We start from the raw sequence: 14,781 nt of genomic DNA, 5'->3' as shown, positions 1-14,781 counted from the left end.
CGCGCGTTCAAAACGCCACGCCGAGGAATTCCTCGATAGCGCGTGCGGCGAATTCCAGGCGCTCGTCGTCGAGTCCCGGATAAACGCCAATCCAGAAAGTGTTGTGCATCACGCGATCCGTCTGCGTGAGATCGGACGCAACGCGATAATTGCGGCCTGCCATATACGGCTGGCGCAGCAGGTTGCCGCCGAACAGCAGACGTGTGCCGATCTTCTTCTGGTCGAGATAGCCGAGCAGGTCGGTGCGCGTCACCGGCGCGTTATCGCGCAAGGTGAGTGGAAAGCCGAACCACGACGGGTCGCTGCCAGCGGTTGCCTCCGGCAGGACGAGAAACTCTTCGCTCTCGCGCAGACGCTCTTTGAGGAAGCCGAAGTTGCGGCGGCGCGTGGCGATGAATTTCTCGACACGATCGAGCTGCGCCAGCGCGCAGGCCGCTTGCATGTCGGTGATCTTCAGGTTGTAACCGAGGTGCGAGTACGTGTACTTGTGGTCGTAACCCGCAGGCAGATCGCCAAGTTTCCAGCAAAAACGCTTGTTGCAGGTATTGTCGCGGCCCGGCGGACAATAGCAGTCGCGTCCCCAGTCGCGGAACGAATCCACGATCGCCTTGAGTTCCGGATTGCGCGTGAACACCGCACCGCCTTCGCCCATTGTGATGTGGTGCGCGGGATAGAAGCTCAGCGTGCCGATGTCGCCGAAGGTGCCGACCAGCTTGCCCTGATACGTCGCGCCCAGCGCGTCGCAGCAATCTTCGATCAGCCACAGGTTGTGCTTGCGGCACAACGCCGTCACGACTTCGAGATTGAACGGATTGCCGAGCGTGTGAGCCAGCATGATCGCTTTGGTTTTCGGCGAGATGGCAGCTTCGAGCAGCGCCGGGTCGACGTTGTACGTGGGGATGTCGATATCGACGAAAACCGGCACTGCGCCGAATTGCAGGATCGGATTCACGGTGGTCGGAAAACCTGCCGCCACGCCGATCACTTCGTCGCCCGGACGGATCGCGCGATCGCCGAGGCGCGGCGAGGTCAGCGCCGAAAACGCCACCAGGTTCGCCGACGAGCCGGAATTCACGGTCGACACATAAGGCACGCCCAGCAGCTTGCCGAGATCGGCTTCGAACTGGTCGTTGAAGCGCCCGGTCGTGAGCCAGCCGTCCAGCGAGGCTTCGACCATGTTCTTCAATTCGCTCGCGCCAATTACCTTGCCTGCGGGCGGCACCGGCGTCACGCCCGGCACGAAGGGCGCGCTCGCGCAGCTCAGCTGCGCATAGCGGTCGACCAGTTCGAGGATTTCGCGGCGCAGTTCCTGTTCGCGCGAGAGGTCCCGGCCAGTCGGTGCCGGCTGCGTGGAGGCGGGCTGAATGGGGATGATGTGCTGTTCCATCGTCTTGAGAGCGGCTAGATGCGGAATGCCGATACGGTGTCGAGATAACGCTCGAGTTGCCGTTCGGTGAATGCCTTCAGGTCGGCGCGGGCGAGCCACGCGCGATACCAGTCGGCGGTGAGTTCGAGTGTTTCGTCAAAGCTCAGGCTGGGGTGCCAGCCAAGCTGTGCGCGCGCCTTCGAAATGTCGAGGCGCAGCAAGTTTGCTTCGTGCTCGTGCGGCTGCGTCGCGCCGAATCGGACCGCTGCGGGCCGCTGCTGCGCGCATACCTCGACAAAGCGCTGCACGACGTCACGCACGCTGCGCGCGCCGGTTTCGCTCGGACCGAAATTCCAGGCGTCGTCCATACCGGCTTCGCGCGCATAGGCGCGCTGCGCCAGATCCAGGTAGCCTCGCAGCGGCTCCAGCACGAATTGCCACGGACGCACCGCATCGGGATAGCGGATCTCGAGCGTGGCATTGTGCTCGATGGCGCGGATCACGTCCGGCAGCAGGCGGTCGGGCGCGAAGTCGCCGCCGCCGATCACATTGCCCGCGCGCGCGGTGACGAGCGCGACATCGGCGTCGAAAAAGGACGCGCGATACGATGCCGCGACGATTTCCGCCGCCGCCTTGCTGGCGCTATACGGATCGTGGCCGCCGAGCGGATCGGTTTCGCGATAGCCCCACACCCACTCGCGGTTCAGGTAGCACTTGTCGGTCGTCACGACGAGCGTCGCGCGCACCGACGGCGTCGCGCGAACGGCTTCGAGCAGATTGACGGTGCCCATCACGTTGGTTGCGAAGGTCGCGGCGGGCTGGCGGTAGCTTTCCTTGACGAGTGGTTGCGCGGCGAGGTGGAACACAATCTCGGGTTCTGCGGCGGCCATCGCGCCGGCGAGCCGCGCAGCATCGTTGATGTCGCCAGTGACCGACTGTTCCAGATGGCGCTCGATGCCCGCCAGTTCGTACAGGCTCGGCGAGGTTGGCGCGGGCAGGGCATAGCCGGTCACGCGCGCACCCATGCGGGCGAGCCACAAGGCCAGCCATGCGCCCTTGAAGCCGGTGTGGCCCGTCAGGAATACGCGGCGACCGCGCCAGAATTCAGAAGTGCTCATTGTCCCTGGCTCATTTTTCCCAGGTTTTCCAGGGCGCTGCGCCGGTATCCCACAGCTCGTTCAGATAGTTCCTGTCGCGCAGCGTATCCATTGGATGCCAGAAGCCATCGTGGAAGTGTGCACGCAACTGTCCATCATTGGCGATGCGCTCGATCGGTTCGTGCTCCCACGGAATGTGATCGCCTTCGATGTAGTCGAGCACGCTCGGATTGAGCACAAAGAAGCCGGAGTTGATCCAGCTGCCGTCGCCCTTGGGCTTTTCCTTGAAGGACAGAACGACGTCGCGTTCCAGCTCCAGGGTGCCGAAGCGTCCGGGCGGCTGCACAGCGGTCAACGTGGCAAGACAGCCGTGCTTGCGGTGATAGCGAATGAGTGTCGTGATATCGACGTCGCTCACGCCGTCACCATAAGTCATGCAGAAGTCTTCATCGCCAAGATACGGACGGATCTGTTTGAGACGGCCGCCCGTCATGGTCGTATCGCCGGTATCGACTACCGTGACACGCCACGGCTCGGCAGTATGACGATGGACTTCCATGCTGCCCTGCGCGATGTCGAATGTGACATTCGCGTTGTGCAGCATGTAGTTCGCGAAATATTCCTTGATCAGGTAGCCCTTGTAACCGGCACAGATGATGAATTCGTTGATGCCGTGCGTGGCGTACATCTTCATGATGTGCCACAGCACCGGCTTGCCGCCGACTTCGACCAATGGCTTCGGCTTGAGGACGGTTTCCTCCATCAGCCGGGTGCCAAGTCCACCCGCTAGAATTACCGCTTTCACTGGCCACCTTTCAGACTAGTTTGATAGTTGCAGCATAAGCGGCGGGCGGCCTGTTCAAATCGCGAGTCAGAGGCAGGAAAGCCCCGGAAATCGCGTGAATGGCGCGGCCCCGCCGCTGAGTTCGACCGGCCTGCATGCGCTCGTATGGCGATTGCTGGACGGGGCGCGCCGCAGGCTGCCCCTCAGTGCGCTCCGATGCCCCGCGAGCCGTCGAATCAGTTGCCGTACTTGCGCAGATACTGCTCGTAGCCCGCGCGCCATCCCGGCGAGTTGAATGCGCCGCCGCTTTCGTGGACAACCGAGATCGGCCAGGTGCCCATGCGCAGTCGCTTGAGTTCGGCCTGGCGGCAGAAGTCCAGATCGTAGAAGTGGAAGGTGAACTGCTCGTCGAAGCGCAGGCCGCTGCGCGACAGGGTTTCGCTATCCGCGCCAAGCAGCAGGCCGTCGAGCAGCTTGCACTCCTGGCCGGACGGCCCGAACGTCGAGGCCACATCGCACGGGAAGCCCTTGCCGTGACCCACGGCGCCGCTCAGGTACTGACGCTCGTCCCACTTGAATTCCGGCGTGAAAGCCCACGAAGGCTGGCGTGCGACGCGGCGCAGGTTGCCGGCGAGACCCATCACGTCGAAGCGCGCGAGGGATTCGCGCACGCGCTCCGCCCAGAAGAAGTCCTGTAGCCAGACATCGTCGTGAATGAACACCAGCAGGGCGGGATTCTCTTTGGCGTCGTCGATAGCCGCGTTGTAGATGCTCGAAAGACCGCGCGCGTTGCTGTCGAACAGTTGCAGTTCGAGGTCGGGCAGGTGCGCGTAGAGCTTGAGCGAGCGGCCCAGCGCCGTGTCACTCGAGAAGCGGTCGCGGCTGCTGCGCGTGCCGCACACGAGGCGGATGGGCTTGCGCGTGGAAGGCATCGCGGTCGTCATGCCGATCGATGTGATGGGCGCCGATACGCGCGCAGGCGCGGCGGCTTGCGTCGTTGCCTGCGCCACTTCTGCCACTTCTGCCACTTGTGCGGTTTGTGCCGCTGGTGCGGCTTCGGCAGCAGGTGTGGCGATGTGCGATTGCAGATCGCGCGCCAGAGCTTCGATCTGCGCCACCGATGCGTTTTGCACCTGCGCCGGCACTTCGAAATGCTCCGGCGCGAGTCCGTCGCACCAGCGCTGCCACATCGTGCGCAGCGCACGCGAAGCGGCGTTGGCGATGGTGCTGGCGCTGACGATCGGAGACTGCATGCAGTGCGCGCGCAGTTCGCGGCGCACCGCGGCAAGCGCTTCGGGATCGGCGGCGAGCGCAGCGCACTTGCGCACGAAGTCGTCCTTGTCGGTCGCGACGAATGCGTCTTCGAGACCTAAATGCGAGAGCCAACCCGTGCTGCCGCGGCTCGCCATCGAATAGCCCGGCAAAGTCATGGTCGGCACGCCCATCCACAGCGCGTGCATGGTCGTGGTCGAACCCGCGAACGGGAACGCATCGAGACAGACGTCCACCATGTTGTGCTGCTGGAGGTAATTCGTCACGCTCTTGCGCTGCATGAAGCTGATACGGCTCGCGTCGATATTTTCGTTCGCGAACATACCTGCGATCTTGCTCATCTGCTCCGTCGACGCAATCGCGCCCACCAGCATGCGCGAGTTGGGCACTTCGCGCAGTACGCGCGCCCACAGCGCGACGACTTCCGGTCCGATCTTCACGATGCGGCTGAAGCTGCCGAAGGTCAGATAACCGTTCTTCAGCGCAGGCAGTTCGTTGACGTCCGGCGCTTCCGGATGCGGCTTGAACGGCGCGAGAGCGGGCAGGAAAACGAGCTTCTCCGAGAACTGGCTCGCAAATTGTTCGAGCGGCGTGACGAAGCGATCCGACATGTAATAGTCGATCGCCGAAAGACCCGTCGTCGCCGGATTGCCGATCCAGCTCACCTGCACCGGCGCGGGCTTGTGGGCGAACGCCACCAGACGATTGCGTCCGGTATGGCCCGAGAGGTCGATCAGGATGTCGATGCCGTCGTTGCGTATGGTCTGCGCCACCACGTCGTCGCTCATGCCGAAGATTTCGCGCCAGCTTGCGGCGTGCGCACGGATCTTCGTGGTGAAGCTGTCGGTCGCGGCGTAGTTCGAATAGAAGTGCAGCGACAGCGTGGGATCGAGCGCGAGATGTTCGACCACCGAAAGCAGGAAGTACGCGACCGGATGATCGAACAGATCGCCCGAGACGAAGCCGATCTTCAGGCGCTTCGCCGGGTTGCGCTCGTTGGCGTGCCGCTGCCACTGAGCGCGCAACGGCGCTTCGAAGCGCTCCGCGAAGGCGCGGAATTCGGCGAAGGCGCGCGGCGCGTCGAGATCGAGCTTGTGCATCAGGCCGAACAACAGATTGCTGTTGGTCGGCGCCTGGGTCGGCGCCATTTCGAGCGCGCGGCGGAAGGTGATTTCCGCTTCGTCGTATTCGCCGTGCTGGGCGAGCGCGTTACCGAGCGCGTCGAGTTCGAGCGCATCGTGCGGCGCGAGTTCAACCGCGTGGCGGATGAAGGCAATGCCCTCGGCGCTGCGGCCCATCACCTGCAGCGTTGCGCCCAGCGTGCGATGAAGCGCGGCGCACTGCGGATGACGTTCAATGGCCTGGCGGCAATGTTCTTCCGCGCGCTGGAAACGGCGCACGATATAGAGCGCGTCCGCCAGCATGGTCTGCGCGATGACCTGATCGGGCAGCAGGCGCGCGGCGGGCTCGGCGGCGCTCACGGATTCCGCGAAATGGCCATTGCGTTGCAGTGCGTGCGTCAGCGCCAGCCAGCATTCGCCGTGTCCGGGATACGACTCGGTCAGGCGGCGGGCTACGTTGAGCGCCGCGTCGATTTTGCCTGCGTTGAAGAGCGTCGCGTATTCCTGCAACTCTGCGGCGGTGGCGCGGCGCGGATCGGCGTCACTGGCGGGCGCGGCTTTGGCGGCGATGTCTTGTTCCGTCTGCGGCGTGGGCTGCGCGGGGACCGAACCGGCAAGTCCGGCCTGACCGCTTTCTTCGGCAAGCCGGCTGCGCAGCGTGGCGACAGCATCCGGCGGCAGGCCGCACTGAAGCGCCAGTTCGAGCGACGCGCGTGCCGCCTCGAACTGGCCACTGCCGCTGAGCGCGTTGAAGTAGTACACCCAGAGTTGATGGAAATTCGGTGTATGGCCGAGCACCTGTTCGAAGTGCGGCACCGCTTCGGCTGGCTGGTCCGTTTGCATGAGCAATACGCCCATGTGGTAATTGGCGTCGACATGATCGCGATCGGCGTCGAGCACCGCGGCGTAGAGCGCGGCCGCATCGGCGTATTCCTGCTTGCGATGATGCTCGATCGCGGCCTGCATCACGAGATCGATATCCTGTTCCCGTTGCGCTTCGGGGAGGAGCGTAGTCGTGTCGTTCAGAGTGGGGAAAGCGGTCATGACGAAGGCGCGCGAAAGCGTCCTGGAGCGGAAGTTGGAGGAATTATGCGGGGGCGGGCAGGGCGGCGATGCGCCGAGATGGAGTCAAAATGACCGTCAATTTGATGCGTAAGCCGACCCGCTGCGCTTGCGCGTCGTCGCCGGGCGCAAGACAAAAAAGGCGCGAAATACAAAAAGCCCGCGCAAGGCGGGCTGGATGCTACGAATGCGCCCAGAACGGCGCATGCGATGGTCTTTGAGTCAGGGTCAGAACTGCGCAATACGCTGATACTGATTGGCGTTCTGGGTGGCCCGCATGCTCGCCTGATACTCGGCGCCCAGCGAGCGCTGCGCGGCTTGTGCGGCATCGGCGATGCGCGCGTCGATCGCCATGATCTCCCGAAGCTGCGCGACCGCGGCGGGCGGCTGTTGCGCACCGATCGACATCAGGAGTGGCGAGCGCTCGTCCACCAGCGCGGCGGCGCGTTCCCACTCGCCGACGGCTGCAGCCTGTTCGATGGCCTTGGTGAATTGCCAGATGCGTTCGATGCTGTTCAGTGCGTCCATGGCTCGCGCCCCTTGTTCCCTTAGCTCGCGTTAGCTCTTGTTGGTGGCCAGCGCGCCCGCGCTGTTGGTGCCGCCGAACAACTGAGTCAGGTACTGCTGGTTGTTGTTCATCGTCGCCATCAGCGTGTTGAGCGCCGTGAACTGAGCCGTGTACATGCTGGTGAGCTGAGTCTGATAGTCAGTCAGGTTGGAGTGCTGGGTTGTCAGGTTCGTCAGATCGGTGTTGAGTGCGTTGGTACGCGTCGCGATTGCCCCAGTGCTCGACAGATAGCTCGTGATGTTCGTGTTCAACTGCTGGGCGACGCCGTTGGTCGAGTTGAACAGCGTGGCGATCGTCGACTGGTTGTTTTGCAGCGCGTTGTTGAGCGCGGTGCTGTCGACGGAGAGCGTGCCGTCCGCGCCCAGCGAAATGCCGATCGAAGAAAGACCGGTCGAAGTCGAGCCGTTCTTCACGCCAGTCGAGACGATCGTCGCCAACTGGTTCTGGATCAGGTTCAGCGTCGAATCGCCAAGCAGGACGCCCTGCGACGTCGAGGTCGAACTGTATGACGTCAGCGTGCCCATCGTCGTGACGAGCGTGTTGTACAGCGTGACGAAGTTGTTGATCGCGTTCGACTGTGCGCTGGTGTTCTGCGAAATCGTCAGCGTCTGCGGCGAATTGCCGGTTGTGTCGACGGACGCCGCCGACAGGCTCAACGTCACGCCCGACAGCGCCGAAGTCACGGTGTTGCTGGAGCTGGTGACACCGGTGCCGTCGATCGTGAAATAGGCATCCTGTGCCGCGGTCGTTTGCGTCCAGTACGTCGTATTGTCGATCTTCGACTGGTTCGACTTGAGGTTCGCCGACGTCGCGCTGGCATTGCCGGCGAGCGACGTCCCGGCGGTCGTGTTCACCGCGAGGTTGTTCAGTGCGTCGCCCGACGTCGAGTCGTTGATGGCGACGCTGATGCCGTTGCCCGAGCCGGTGGTGGTGGCGTGCAGCACGAGGTGGGCGCCGTCTGCGCCATTGACGACCGAAGCCGTCACGCCCGGATTGTTGCTCGCACTGTTGATCGCCGACGCGATGCCGGAAACCGTGCTGTTCGAACTGTTCAGCGAAATCGTGGTGCTGGCGCCGTTGACGGTCAGCGTCATCGTCGCCGGGCCGCTCGCGAGCGCGGTCGTTGCGCCGTAGCCCTTCGACGTCAGCACCTGGGCTTGCGCCACCTGGGCGACGTCGAGCGAGTAGGTGCCGCCCACCGCGCCGCTGGCGGCCGTGGCGGTGATGCCGCTACCGCTCGCGCTGGCCGTGAAGGCATTGGCGGTCGTGCCGTCGGAAAGCGTGCCGAGGCTCGCCTGAAGCGCAGAAAGCGCTGCCGAGAGCGCGCCGTAGGCGGAAATCTGGGTGTTGTCGGAAGATTGCGACGCCGCGATGGTGGCGGCCTGGCCGGCGATCTTCGCGTTGACGAGCGCGGAGACAAGCGAGCTCACGTCCATCGACGAATTGCCGGTCGAGCCGCTGATGATCGACTGGGCGGCTTGCTGGAGAGCGGCATTGGACGACGCAGTCGTAGCCGCGACGGTGCTCGCAATCGTGCTGGCGGTCGAATTTACGGTGGACATGGACAGGCTCCGTGCTTGGGCGAAGTCTTGTGAATCGGTTCAGATCGGGAAAATGCCAATCGGGAGGCGAGCCTCCCGATTGGTTTGCGCCACTTGCACCGGGTATGGCGGGCGGTGCAGATGGCGCGTGCTGCGAGAAGCTATTACTGCAGGAGCTTCAGGATCTGCTGCGGTTGCGAGTTCGCTTGCGCCAGAACCGAGATACCAGCTTGTTGCAGAACTTGAGCCTTCGACAGGTTAGCCGTTTCTTGCGCGAAGTTGGCGTCCTGGATCGACGATTGTGCCGTTGCCAGATCGGTCGACTGAGCTTGCTGCGTCGCGCCGATTGCCGTGAAGCGGTTCTGGGCTGCGCCCAGCGTTGCTTGCAGGTTGTTCAGGACGTTCAGTGCGTTGTCGATCGATTCCATCGCCATCGAAGCGCCGCTTTGCGTGCTGATGTTGACGTTAGCAACCGTGGTCGGCTGGTTGTACGAGTTGACTTGCGAAACCACTGCTGCGTCCGTTGCCGAACCGCCTGCCGTGCCCAGTGCGCTCATTGCCGAGTCGCCCAGCGTGAGAGCCGTGCCCGAACCGACGATGCTGTTGCCGACGACATTGCCGCCCGAGAACAGAGCCCCAACTGCCGTCGACGACAGTGCGCTGTTGTTCTGGTCGGTGAACGAGAAGCCGCCGCTGCCGTCCGAAACCACGTTGATCGAGGTGATTGCTGCCGAGCCGCTCGTGACCGCAGCACCAGCCGAGTCGAGGCTCAGGCCCGTGAACGTGCCAAGCGTCTGGCCAGCTTGCGGCACGCCGCTGCCAACCGATGCTGCCGACATGTTTTGCGACAGGTTCAGGCTGATCGTCTGACCGACGTTTGCGCCGACCTGGAACGACACCGTGCCGAGCGAGCCGTTCAGCACGTTCATGCCGTTGTACGTCGTTTGCGACGCGATACGGTTGATTTCCGAAACTTGCTGCGAGACTTCCTGTTGCAGTGCTGCACGGTCGGTGTCGGTCATCGAGCCGTTGGTCGCTTGCGTTGCCAGCGAACGGATACGTTGCAGGCTGCTGGTCAGCGACGACAGGCCGCTCGATGCGGTTTGCACCATCGACACGCCGTCGTTCGAGTTCGACACACCCTGATCCAGACCGTTGATCTGGGTCTGCATGATGTTCGAGATTGCCAGACCTGCTGCATCGTCAGCTGCGCTGTTGATGCGCTTACCCGACGACAGACGGGTAATAGCTTGCGACAGTGCGCTGCCCGAGCTCGTCAGGTTCTGTTGCGCGACGAGCGAGTTGATGTTGCTGTTAATTCCGAGCATGGAAATTCTCCTAGTCGGGCGATTAGCCCGTTACAAGCCTCAATGACTTCGGCGGAAGCCTGGGTTCATTGCTGGCCGCCTCAGTAAAGGTTGACGGCGTGGGTGCAAAAAACTTGAGGGGGAAGCGCAAACTATCGAGACCTCTTTTGCAACACACATAAAAGCTCGCTGCGCACCGCTGGCTTCCTGCGTAATGCCGGGTTGCCTGCCGCTTTCTCCCTCTTGCAAAGTTGTTTACGGCAGCACTCGCAAACGATTTAGTGCAATTTCCACTGACCTTTGCTGCGTCGCTGCAGCCACCCCCAACCCGGCGTATCCTCGATGGTTCTGCTCTCGCCCTACTTTGGAGACATCATGGAACTACGCAGGATCGGCACTTCTTCCTTGCAGGTCGCACCGCTGATGTTCGGCGGAAACGTGTTCGGCTGGACTGCCGACGAAGCCACCTCGTTCTCGATCCTCGACGCCTTCGTCGACGCCGGCCTGAATTTCATCGATACGGCCGATGTGTATTCGGCGTGGGTGCCCGGTAATCAGGGCGGCGAATCGGAAACCATCATCGGCAAGTGGCTCGCGAAGACCGGCAAGCGCGACAAGCTGGTGATCGCCACCAAGGTCGCCAAGAGCGCGCATCGGCCTGGGCTTTCGGCGGCCAATATCGCCGCAGCCGTGGAGGATTCGCTGCGCCGTCTGCAGACCGACTACATCGACGTCTATTTTTCACACGAGGACGATCGCAAGGTGCCGCTGGAGGAAACGCTCGGCGCGTATCAAAAGCTGATCGAGGCCGGCAAGGTGCGGGTGGTGGGGGCGTCGAATTACACGGGCGCGCGCATCGAAGAGGCTTTGGCGCTTGCACACAGGACCGGTCTGCCCGCATATCAGATCGTGCAGCCCGAATACAACTTGTACGACCGCGCCGCCTATGAGTCCGATATCGAACCGGTGGCGCTCGCGCAGAAGATCGCAGTCGTGCCCTATTACAGCCTGGCGAGCGGCTTTCTCTCGGGCAAATACCGTTCGCGCGAGGATCTGGCGAAGAGCGCGCGCGGCTCGCGCGTGGAGAAATATCTGGATCACCGTGGCATCCGCATTCTGGCGGCGCTTGATTTCGTGTCGCAGCGCCACGGCAGCACGCTCGCGGCGGTGGCGCTCGCATGGCTGATTGCACGTCCGAGCATCACGGCGCCGATCGCCAGCGCAACGTCGCTCGAACAGCTCGAAAGCCTCGCGGCGGCAGTGCGTCTGAAGCTCGATCCGTCCGATATCCAGGCGCTCAACGACGCGAGCGCGTGAAGAGGGCCGGGTCGGTTCGGGGCGCCTGGGGGCAAGCCAGGTGAGGCTGATCCGACGCTAACCCGGGACTCCTGAAGGTGCGTGGCGCGCTCTCGGGCCGCGGCCGCCACGCAAGTGCCTGAACAGACTGCAAAAACCTGGTGAAAAACTCCTGGTCGGCGGGATTTTTTCCTGATATCATTGAGAGTGAATTGAGATCTTTGCCTGTTTTGTTGCCGTGTTCGTTACTGTTGGCGGCCGCAAACCGGCGGTTAGGCGTGTTGCTGCAAGGTCTGCCTGGCCGCGTTCCGCTGTGAACCCCCTACTTCTCTTTTCCGGCCTCCGTGGCCGCCTTGCCTCTCGTTACACCCCCTAAGCTGGTGAACGACCGGAGGGCCGGTGCGTAGACGCTTTTTGCGTGCATTTTGTGTCTGCGCCTTTGTACCGTATCAAGTGATTGAGTTAGGACATACATGACGACGATTCTTCTGAAGGAAAACGAGCCGTTCGAAGTGGCGATCCGCCGCTTCCGCCGCGCAATCGAAAAGAACGGCCTGATCGCAGAACTGCGTGAGCGCCAATCGTACGAAAAGCCGACGGCTGTTCGTAAGCGTAAGAAGGCAGCTGCAGTCAAGCGTCTGCACAAGCGTCTGCGTAGCCAGATGCTGCCGAAGAAGCTCCACTAAGAGCCGCTTCAGCTTCCGCCAGACGGCGGCGCATGCTTCGAAAGAAGCTGCGCCGCCGTTTGCATTGGTGCGACGGATTTCGAAGCTCGGGCACGCCCGGTTGGCGCCTGACTGGAGCTCAATTGGGACTGAATTGACACCCAATTACTCCTCATGCGGCATCCAGAAGCCGCTTCGGCGAAAGCTTGAACTGGGCGGCGATCGAGAGCAGACGCTCGCGCCATTCCCACACGCCGAATACGTCGTGCACATTTTGCAGGCAGCTCAGCAGAGTGACGGTGTTGGGGTCGTAGACGTTGATGTGGGCGCGCAGGAGCGCCTTTCTTAGTGCGGCGACGCCCACATCCATATACGCGGGCACTTCGCCCGCATCGCGCGCGATATAGCGCACGGGAATGCCTTCCATCGCGGTCATGTAATCGCGCGGGCGGATGAAGCTGCCAACCGGGCAGCCGCCGTAGTTGTGCAGGCCGCCGCCGCTATAACCGCCGCGGTAAGCGCCGCCGCCGCAAGGCAGCAACGCCGCGCTACCCTGCCCGAAGAGATGCGCCACGGCGCGGTCGAAGATTTCCTGATGGCTCAGGAAGTGTACGTTTTTCATGTTGGCCCCCGCGCGTCGCACAGCGCTCAGGTTTCCCCGGACGCGTCGTCGCACGCCCTCCGGCGCGCTCCCAACCTGCGTCCTGTCGCGGCTCGTCATGACGATTGGCCCCGGACGCATCCGTTGTCAGTTATAACGGCGCGCCATGGGAAAACCGTTGGACTGCGCACCCAGTCGGGGCGAAATCAGCGCGGTCTTCTACGCGCGAACTGCGGCGGCGCTTGCGCAGCGCCTTGGCGCGTAAGGCTTGCCGGCGGGGTTGTCGCGGCGCCTGGGACTTTCCCGAAGCTGGGTCGGCATCAGGTGCTCGGGGCTGCGCGCGGCTTCGCTGCCTTGCTGCTGGCTTTTGCTTTCGCGCCGCCCAGCGCCGCGCAGGTCTTGCGGCACGAGCAGTCGCGCTGATGGTCGTTGACCATGCCGATGGCCTGCATGAACGCATAACAGATCGTCGTGCCGACGAACTTGCAGCCGTACTTCCTGAGCGCCTTGCTGAGCGCGTCCGACACTTCGGTGGAGGCGGGCGCGTTGCGGTACGAATCCAGATCGCTCTGCAGCGGCGTATCGTTGACAAAGGACCAGACGAACGCCGCCAGCGAGCCGTGTTCTGCCTGGATCTGCTGCACGGCGCGCGCATTGAGAATCGCGGCTTCGATCTTCCCGCGGTGACGCACGATAGAAGCGTCCTCCACGAGTTTTTCGACGTGCCCGGGCGTGAACCGCGCGACTTTATCGATATCGAATTGCGCGAAGGCACGCCGATACCCCTCGCGCTTGTTGAGGATCGTCGACCACGACAGTCCGGCCTGCGCGCCTTCGAGCACAAGCATTTCGAAGAGGTGCCGGTCGTCGCGCGACGGCACGCCCCACTCCTCGTCGTGGTATTGCGCAAGCGCCTCGCTTGTCGCCCAGCTACAGCGTTGTGTCACGCGCTTCGTCACCTTGAGTTCTCCCTGGCGATACCTGGTGGTTCCTGGCGGTTCCAGGCGGTGCGCCGGTCATGTATTTCGAGCCTCGCAAGAATAGCGGATCGAGCGTGCGCCGCCACCTGGCCATCCGGCTAATTGTGCGAATCACATCGAGCCGTTAGTCTCTGCGGCAAGGTTCGATATTCAACGATGCTTTTAGTCCCTCACATCATGCAGACATTTTCCTGGTTGATCGGCGTCGACGGCGGCGGCACGGGCACGCGCGTCGCGCTTGGCGATATTCACGGCAAGGAACTCGCGCGCGCCAGCGCAGGCCCATCGGGTCTGGGGCTAGGTATCGGGCGCGCCTGGCAGTCCATTGAAGAGGGCGCGCGCACGGCGTTCGCGCAGGCGGGCATCACGTTTGACTGGTCGCAATGTGTGCTCGGCTGCGGCCTTGCCGGCGTGAACAATCCAGACTGGCTCGGGGCGTTTCGCGCCGCTGCGCCACCCGTGGCTGGCCTCGCGGTCGAAAGTGACGCCTACACGACGCTGCTCGGCGCGCATGGTGGCGCACCGGGCGTGGTCGTCGCGCTTGGCACCGGCAGCATTGCGGCGGCGCTCGATGCGGCGGGCGCGTGCCAAATCGCGGGGGGCTTCGGCTTTCCCTCGGGCGACGAGGCCAGCGGCGCGTGGTTCGGCCTGCGCGCGATCGTCTGGGCGCAGCAGTCGCTCGACGGACGTGTCGCGCCCGATGCGCTCTCGCAAGCGCTGCTCGCGCACACGGGCGCAACCGATCGCGACAGCCTGATCGTGTGGCTGTGCGCAGCCAATCAGACCGCCTATGCGAGCCTCGCGCCAGTCGTGCTCGCGCATTGCGACCATCCATTTGTGGCAAAACTGCTCGCGGAGGCTGGCGAAGCGGTCGCGCGCATGATCGGCGCGCTCGACCCGGCCGCCGCGTTGCCGGTGGCGCTCGCGGGCGGCCTTGGGCAATCGCTGCGCGAATGGGTGCCGCAAGCCATGCGCGAGCGCCTGCGTGCGCCGCTTGCGGATTCGGCTAGCGGCGCGTTGCAGCTCGCCTGGCGCGAAGGCGAACGCAAACGCACGGGCGCGTGATGATCCAGGCCGACGGTCCGGGATGACAAAAACACGGCTGAAGTCGTCGGGTGCTA

At 63.4% G+C, this 14,781-nt stretch carries 12 protein-coding genes; 3 read left to right on the top strand and 9 right to left on the bottom strand.

The window, feature by feature from the left end; all coding sequences use genetic code 11:
• Positions 1-7 precede the first annotated feature (7 nt).
• The 7 genes from rfbH to F4827_RS03410 all read right to left on the bottom strand — a co-directional run bounded on the left by rfbH (position 8) and on the right by F4827_RS03410 (position 10,139).
• A complete protein-coding gene (gene rfbH / locus F4827_RS03440; protein ID WP_183721608.1) occupies positions 8-1,387 on the bottom strand; it encodes a lipopolysaccharide biosynthesis protein RfbH in 1,380 nt (459 codons plus the stop codon).
• Between the two features lie 14 nt (positions 1,388-1,401).
• Positions 1,402-2,484: a CDP-glucose 4,6-dehydratase gene (rfbG, locus tag F4827_RS03435; RefSeq protein ID WP_183721605.1), complete on the bottom strand. Its 1,083-nt coding sequence runs from the start codon at positions 2,482-2,484 to the stop codon at positions 1,402-1,404.
• Between the two features lie 10 nt (positions 2,485-2,494).
• Positions 2,495-3,268: a glucose-1-phosphate cytidylyltransferase gene (gene rfbF / locus F4827_RS03430; protein WP_183721602.1), complete on the bottom strand. Its 774-nt coding sequence runs from the start codon at positions 3,266-3,268 to the stop codon at positions 2,495-2,497.
• Positions 3,269-3,483: 215 nt separating this feature from the next.
• A complete protein-coding gene (locus F4827_RS03425; RefSeq protein WP_183721599.1) occupies positions 3,484-6,684 on the bottom strand; it encodes a tetratricopeptide repeat protein in 3,201 nt (1,066 codons plus the stop codon).
• Positions 6,685-6,930: 246 nt separating this feature from the next.
• Positions 6,931-7,230, bottom strand: coding sequence for a flagellar protein FliT (gene fliT / locus F4827_RS03420; protein ID WP_183721595.1), 300 nt, complete (start codon positions 7,228-7,230; stop codon positions 6,931-6,933).
• 30 nt (positions 7,231-7,260) lie between these two features.
• Positions 7,261-8,832: a flagellar filament capping protein FliD gene (gene fliD, locus F4827_RS03415; protein ID WP_183721592.1), complete on the bottom strand. Its 1,572-nt coding sequence runs from the start codon at positions 8,830-8,832 to the stop codon at positions 7,261-7,263.
• Positions 8,833-8,975: 143 nt separating this feature from the next.
• The gene (locus tag F4827_RS03410) at positions 8,976-10,139 is read right to left on the bottom strand and encodes a flagellin (protein ID WP_183721589.1); all 1,164 of its coding nucleotides are present in this window, start codon (positions 10,137-10,139) and stop codon (positions 8,976-8,978) included.
• 354 nt (positions 10,140-10,493) lie between these two features.
• Between F4827_RS03410 and F4827_RS03405 the strand changes: the two genes are divergently transcribed.
• The gene (locus tag F4827_RS03405) at positions 10,494-11,435 is read left to right on the top strand and encodes an aldo/keto reductase (RefSeq protein ID WP_183721586.1); all 942 of its coding nucleotides are present in this window, start codon (positions 10,494-10,496) and stop codon (positions 11,433-11,435) included.
• A gap of 452 nt (positions 11,436-11,887) precedes the next feature.
• On the top strand, positions 11,888-12,100 hold the full coding sequence (gene rpsU / locus F4827_RS03400; RefSeq protein WP_006401410.1) for a 30S ribosomal protein S21: 213 nt from the start codon (positions 11,888-11,890) through the stop codon (positions 12,098-12,100).
• Positions 12,101-12,251: 151 nt separating this feature from the next.
• On the opposite strand, the gene F4827_RS03395 is transcribed toward rpsU, so the two are convergent.
• Both F4827_RS03395 and F4827_RS03390 read right to left on the bottom strand, forming a co-directional pair.
• Positions 12,252-12,701: a hypothetical protein gene (locus tag F4827_RS03395; protein WP_183721583.1), complete on the bottom strand. Its 450-nt coding sequence runs from the start codon at positions 12,699-12,701 to the stop codon at positions 12,252-12,254.
• A gap of 299 nt (positions 12,702-13,000) precedes the next feature.
• On the bottom strand, positions 13,001-13,627 hold the full coding sequence (locus F4827_RS03390; RefSeq protein ID WP_183722693.1) for a DNA-3-methyladenine glycosylase I: 627 nt from the start codon (positions 13,625-13,627) through the stop codon (positions 13,001-13,003).
• A gap of 210 nt (positions 13,628-13,837) precedes the next feature.
• On the opposite strand from F4827_RS03390, the gene F4827_RS03385 reads away from it, so the two are divergent.
• Entirely contained in the window at positions 13,838-14,725 is an 888-nt protein-coding gene (locus F4827_RS03385; protein ID WP_183721579.1) for a BadF/BadG/BcrA/BcrD ATPase family protein, read from the top strand.
• Positions 14,726-14,781: the final 56 nt, after the last annotated feature.

Source organism: Paraburkholderia bannensis (assembly GCF_014200455.1).
In the GTDB taxonomy this organism is placed as follows: domain Bacteria; phylum Pseudomonadota; class Gammaproteobacteria; order Burkholderiales; family Burkholderiaceae; genus Paraburkholderia; species Paraburkholderia bannensis_A.
The sequence above is the reverse complement of the archived record's forward strand: the minus strand, read 5'-3'. Positions and strand labels throughout refer to the sequence as shown.

Excerpts from the sequence above, each read along its gene's own strand:
- rfbH (WP_183721608.1), bottom strand. The coding sequence starts at position 1,387 with ATGGAACAGCACATCATCCCCATTCAGCCCGCCTCCACGCAGCCGGCA.
- rfbG (WP_183721605.1), bottom strand. The coding sequence starts at position 2,484 with ATGAGCACTTCTGAATTCTGGCGCGGTCGCCGCGTATTCCTGACGGGC.
- F4827_RS03425 (WP_183721599.1), bottom strand. The coding sequence starts at position 6,684 with ATGACCGCTTTCCCCACTCTGAACGACACGACTACGCTCCTCCCCGAA.
- fliT (WP_183721595.1), bottom strand. The coding sequence starts at position 7,230 with ATGGACGCACTGAACAGCATCGAACGCATCTGGCAATTCACCAAGGCC.
- fliD (WP_183721592.1), bottom strand. The coding sequence starts at position 8,832 with ATGTCCACCGTAAATTCGACCGCCAGCACGATTGCGAGCACCGTCGCG.
- F4827_RS03410 (WP_183721589.1), bottom strand. The coding sequence starts at position 10,139 with ATGCTCGGAATTAACAGCAACATCAACTCGCTCGTCGCGCAACAGAAC.
- F4827_RS03405 (WP_183721586.1), top strand. The coding sequence starts at position 10,494 with ATGGAACTACGCAGGATCGGCACTTCTTCCTTGCAGGTCGCACCGCTG.
- rpsU (WP_006401410.1), top strand. The coding sequence starts at position 11,888 with ATGACGACGATTCTTCTGAAGGAAAACGAGCCGTTCGAAGTGGCGATC.
- F4827_RS03395 (WP_183721583.1), bottom strand. The coding sequence starts at position 12,701 with ATGAAAAACGTACACTTCCTGAGCCATCAGGAAATCTTCGACCGCGCC.
- F4827_RS03385 (WP_183721579.1), top strand. The coding sequence starts at position 13,838 with ATGCAGACATTTTCCTGGTTGATCGGCGTCGACGGCGGCGGCACGGGC.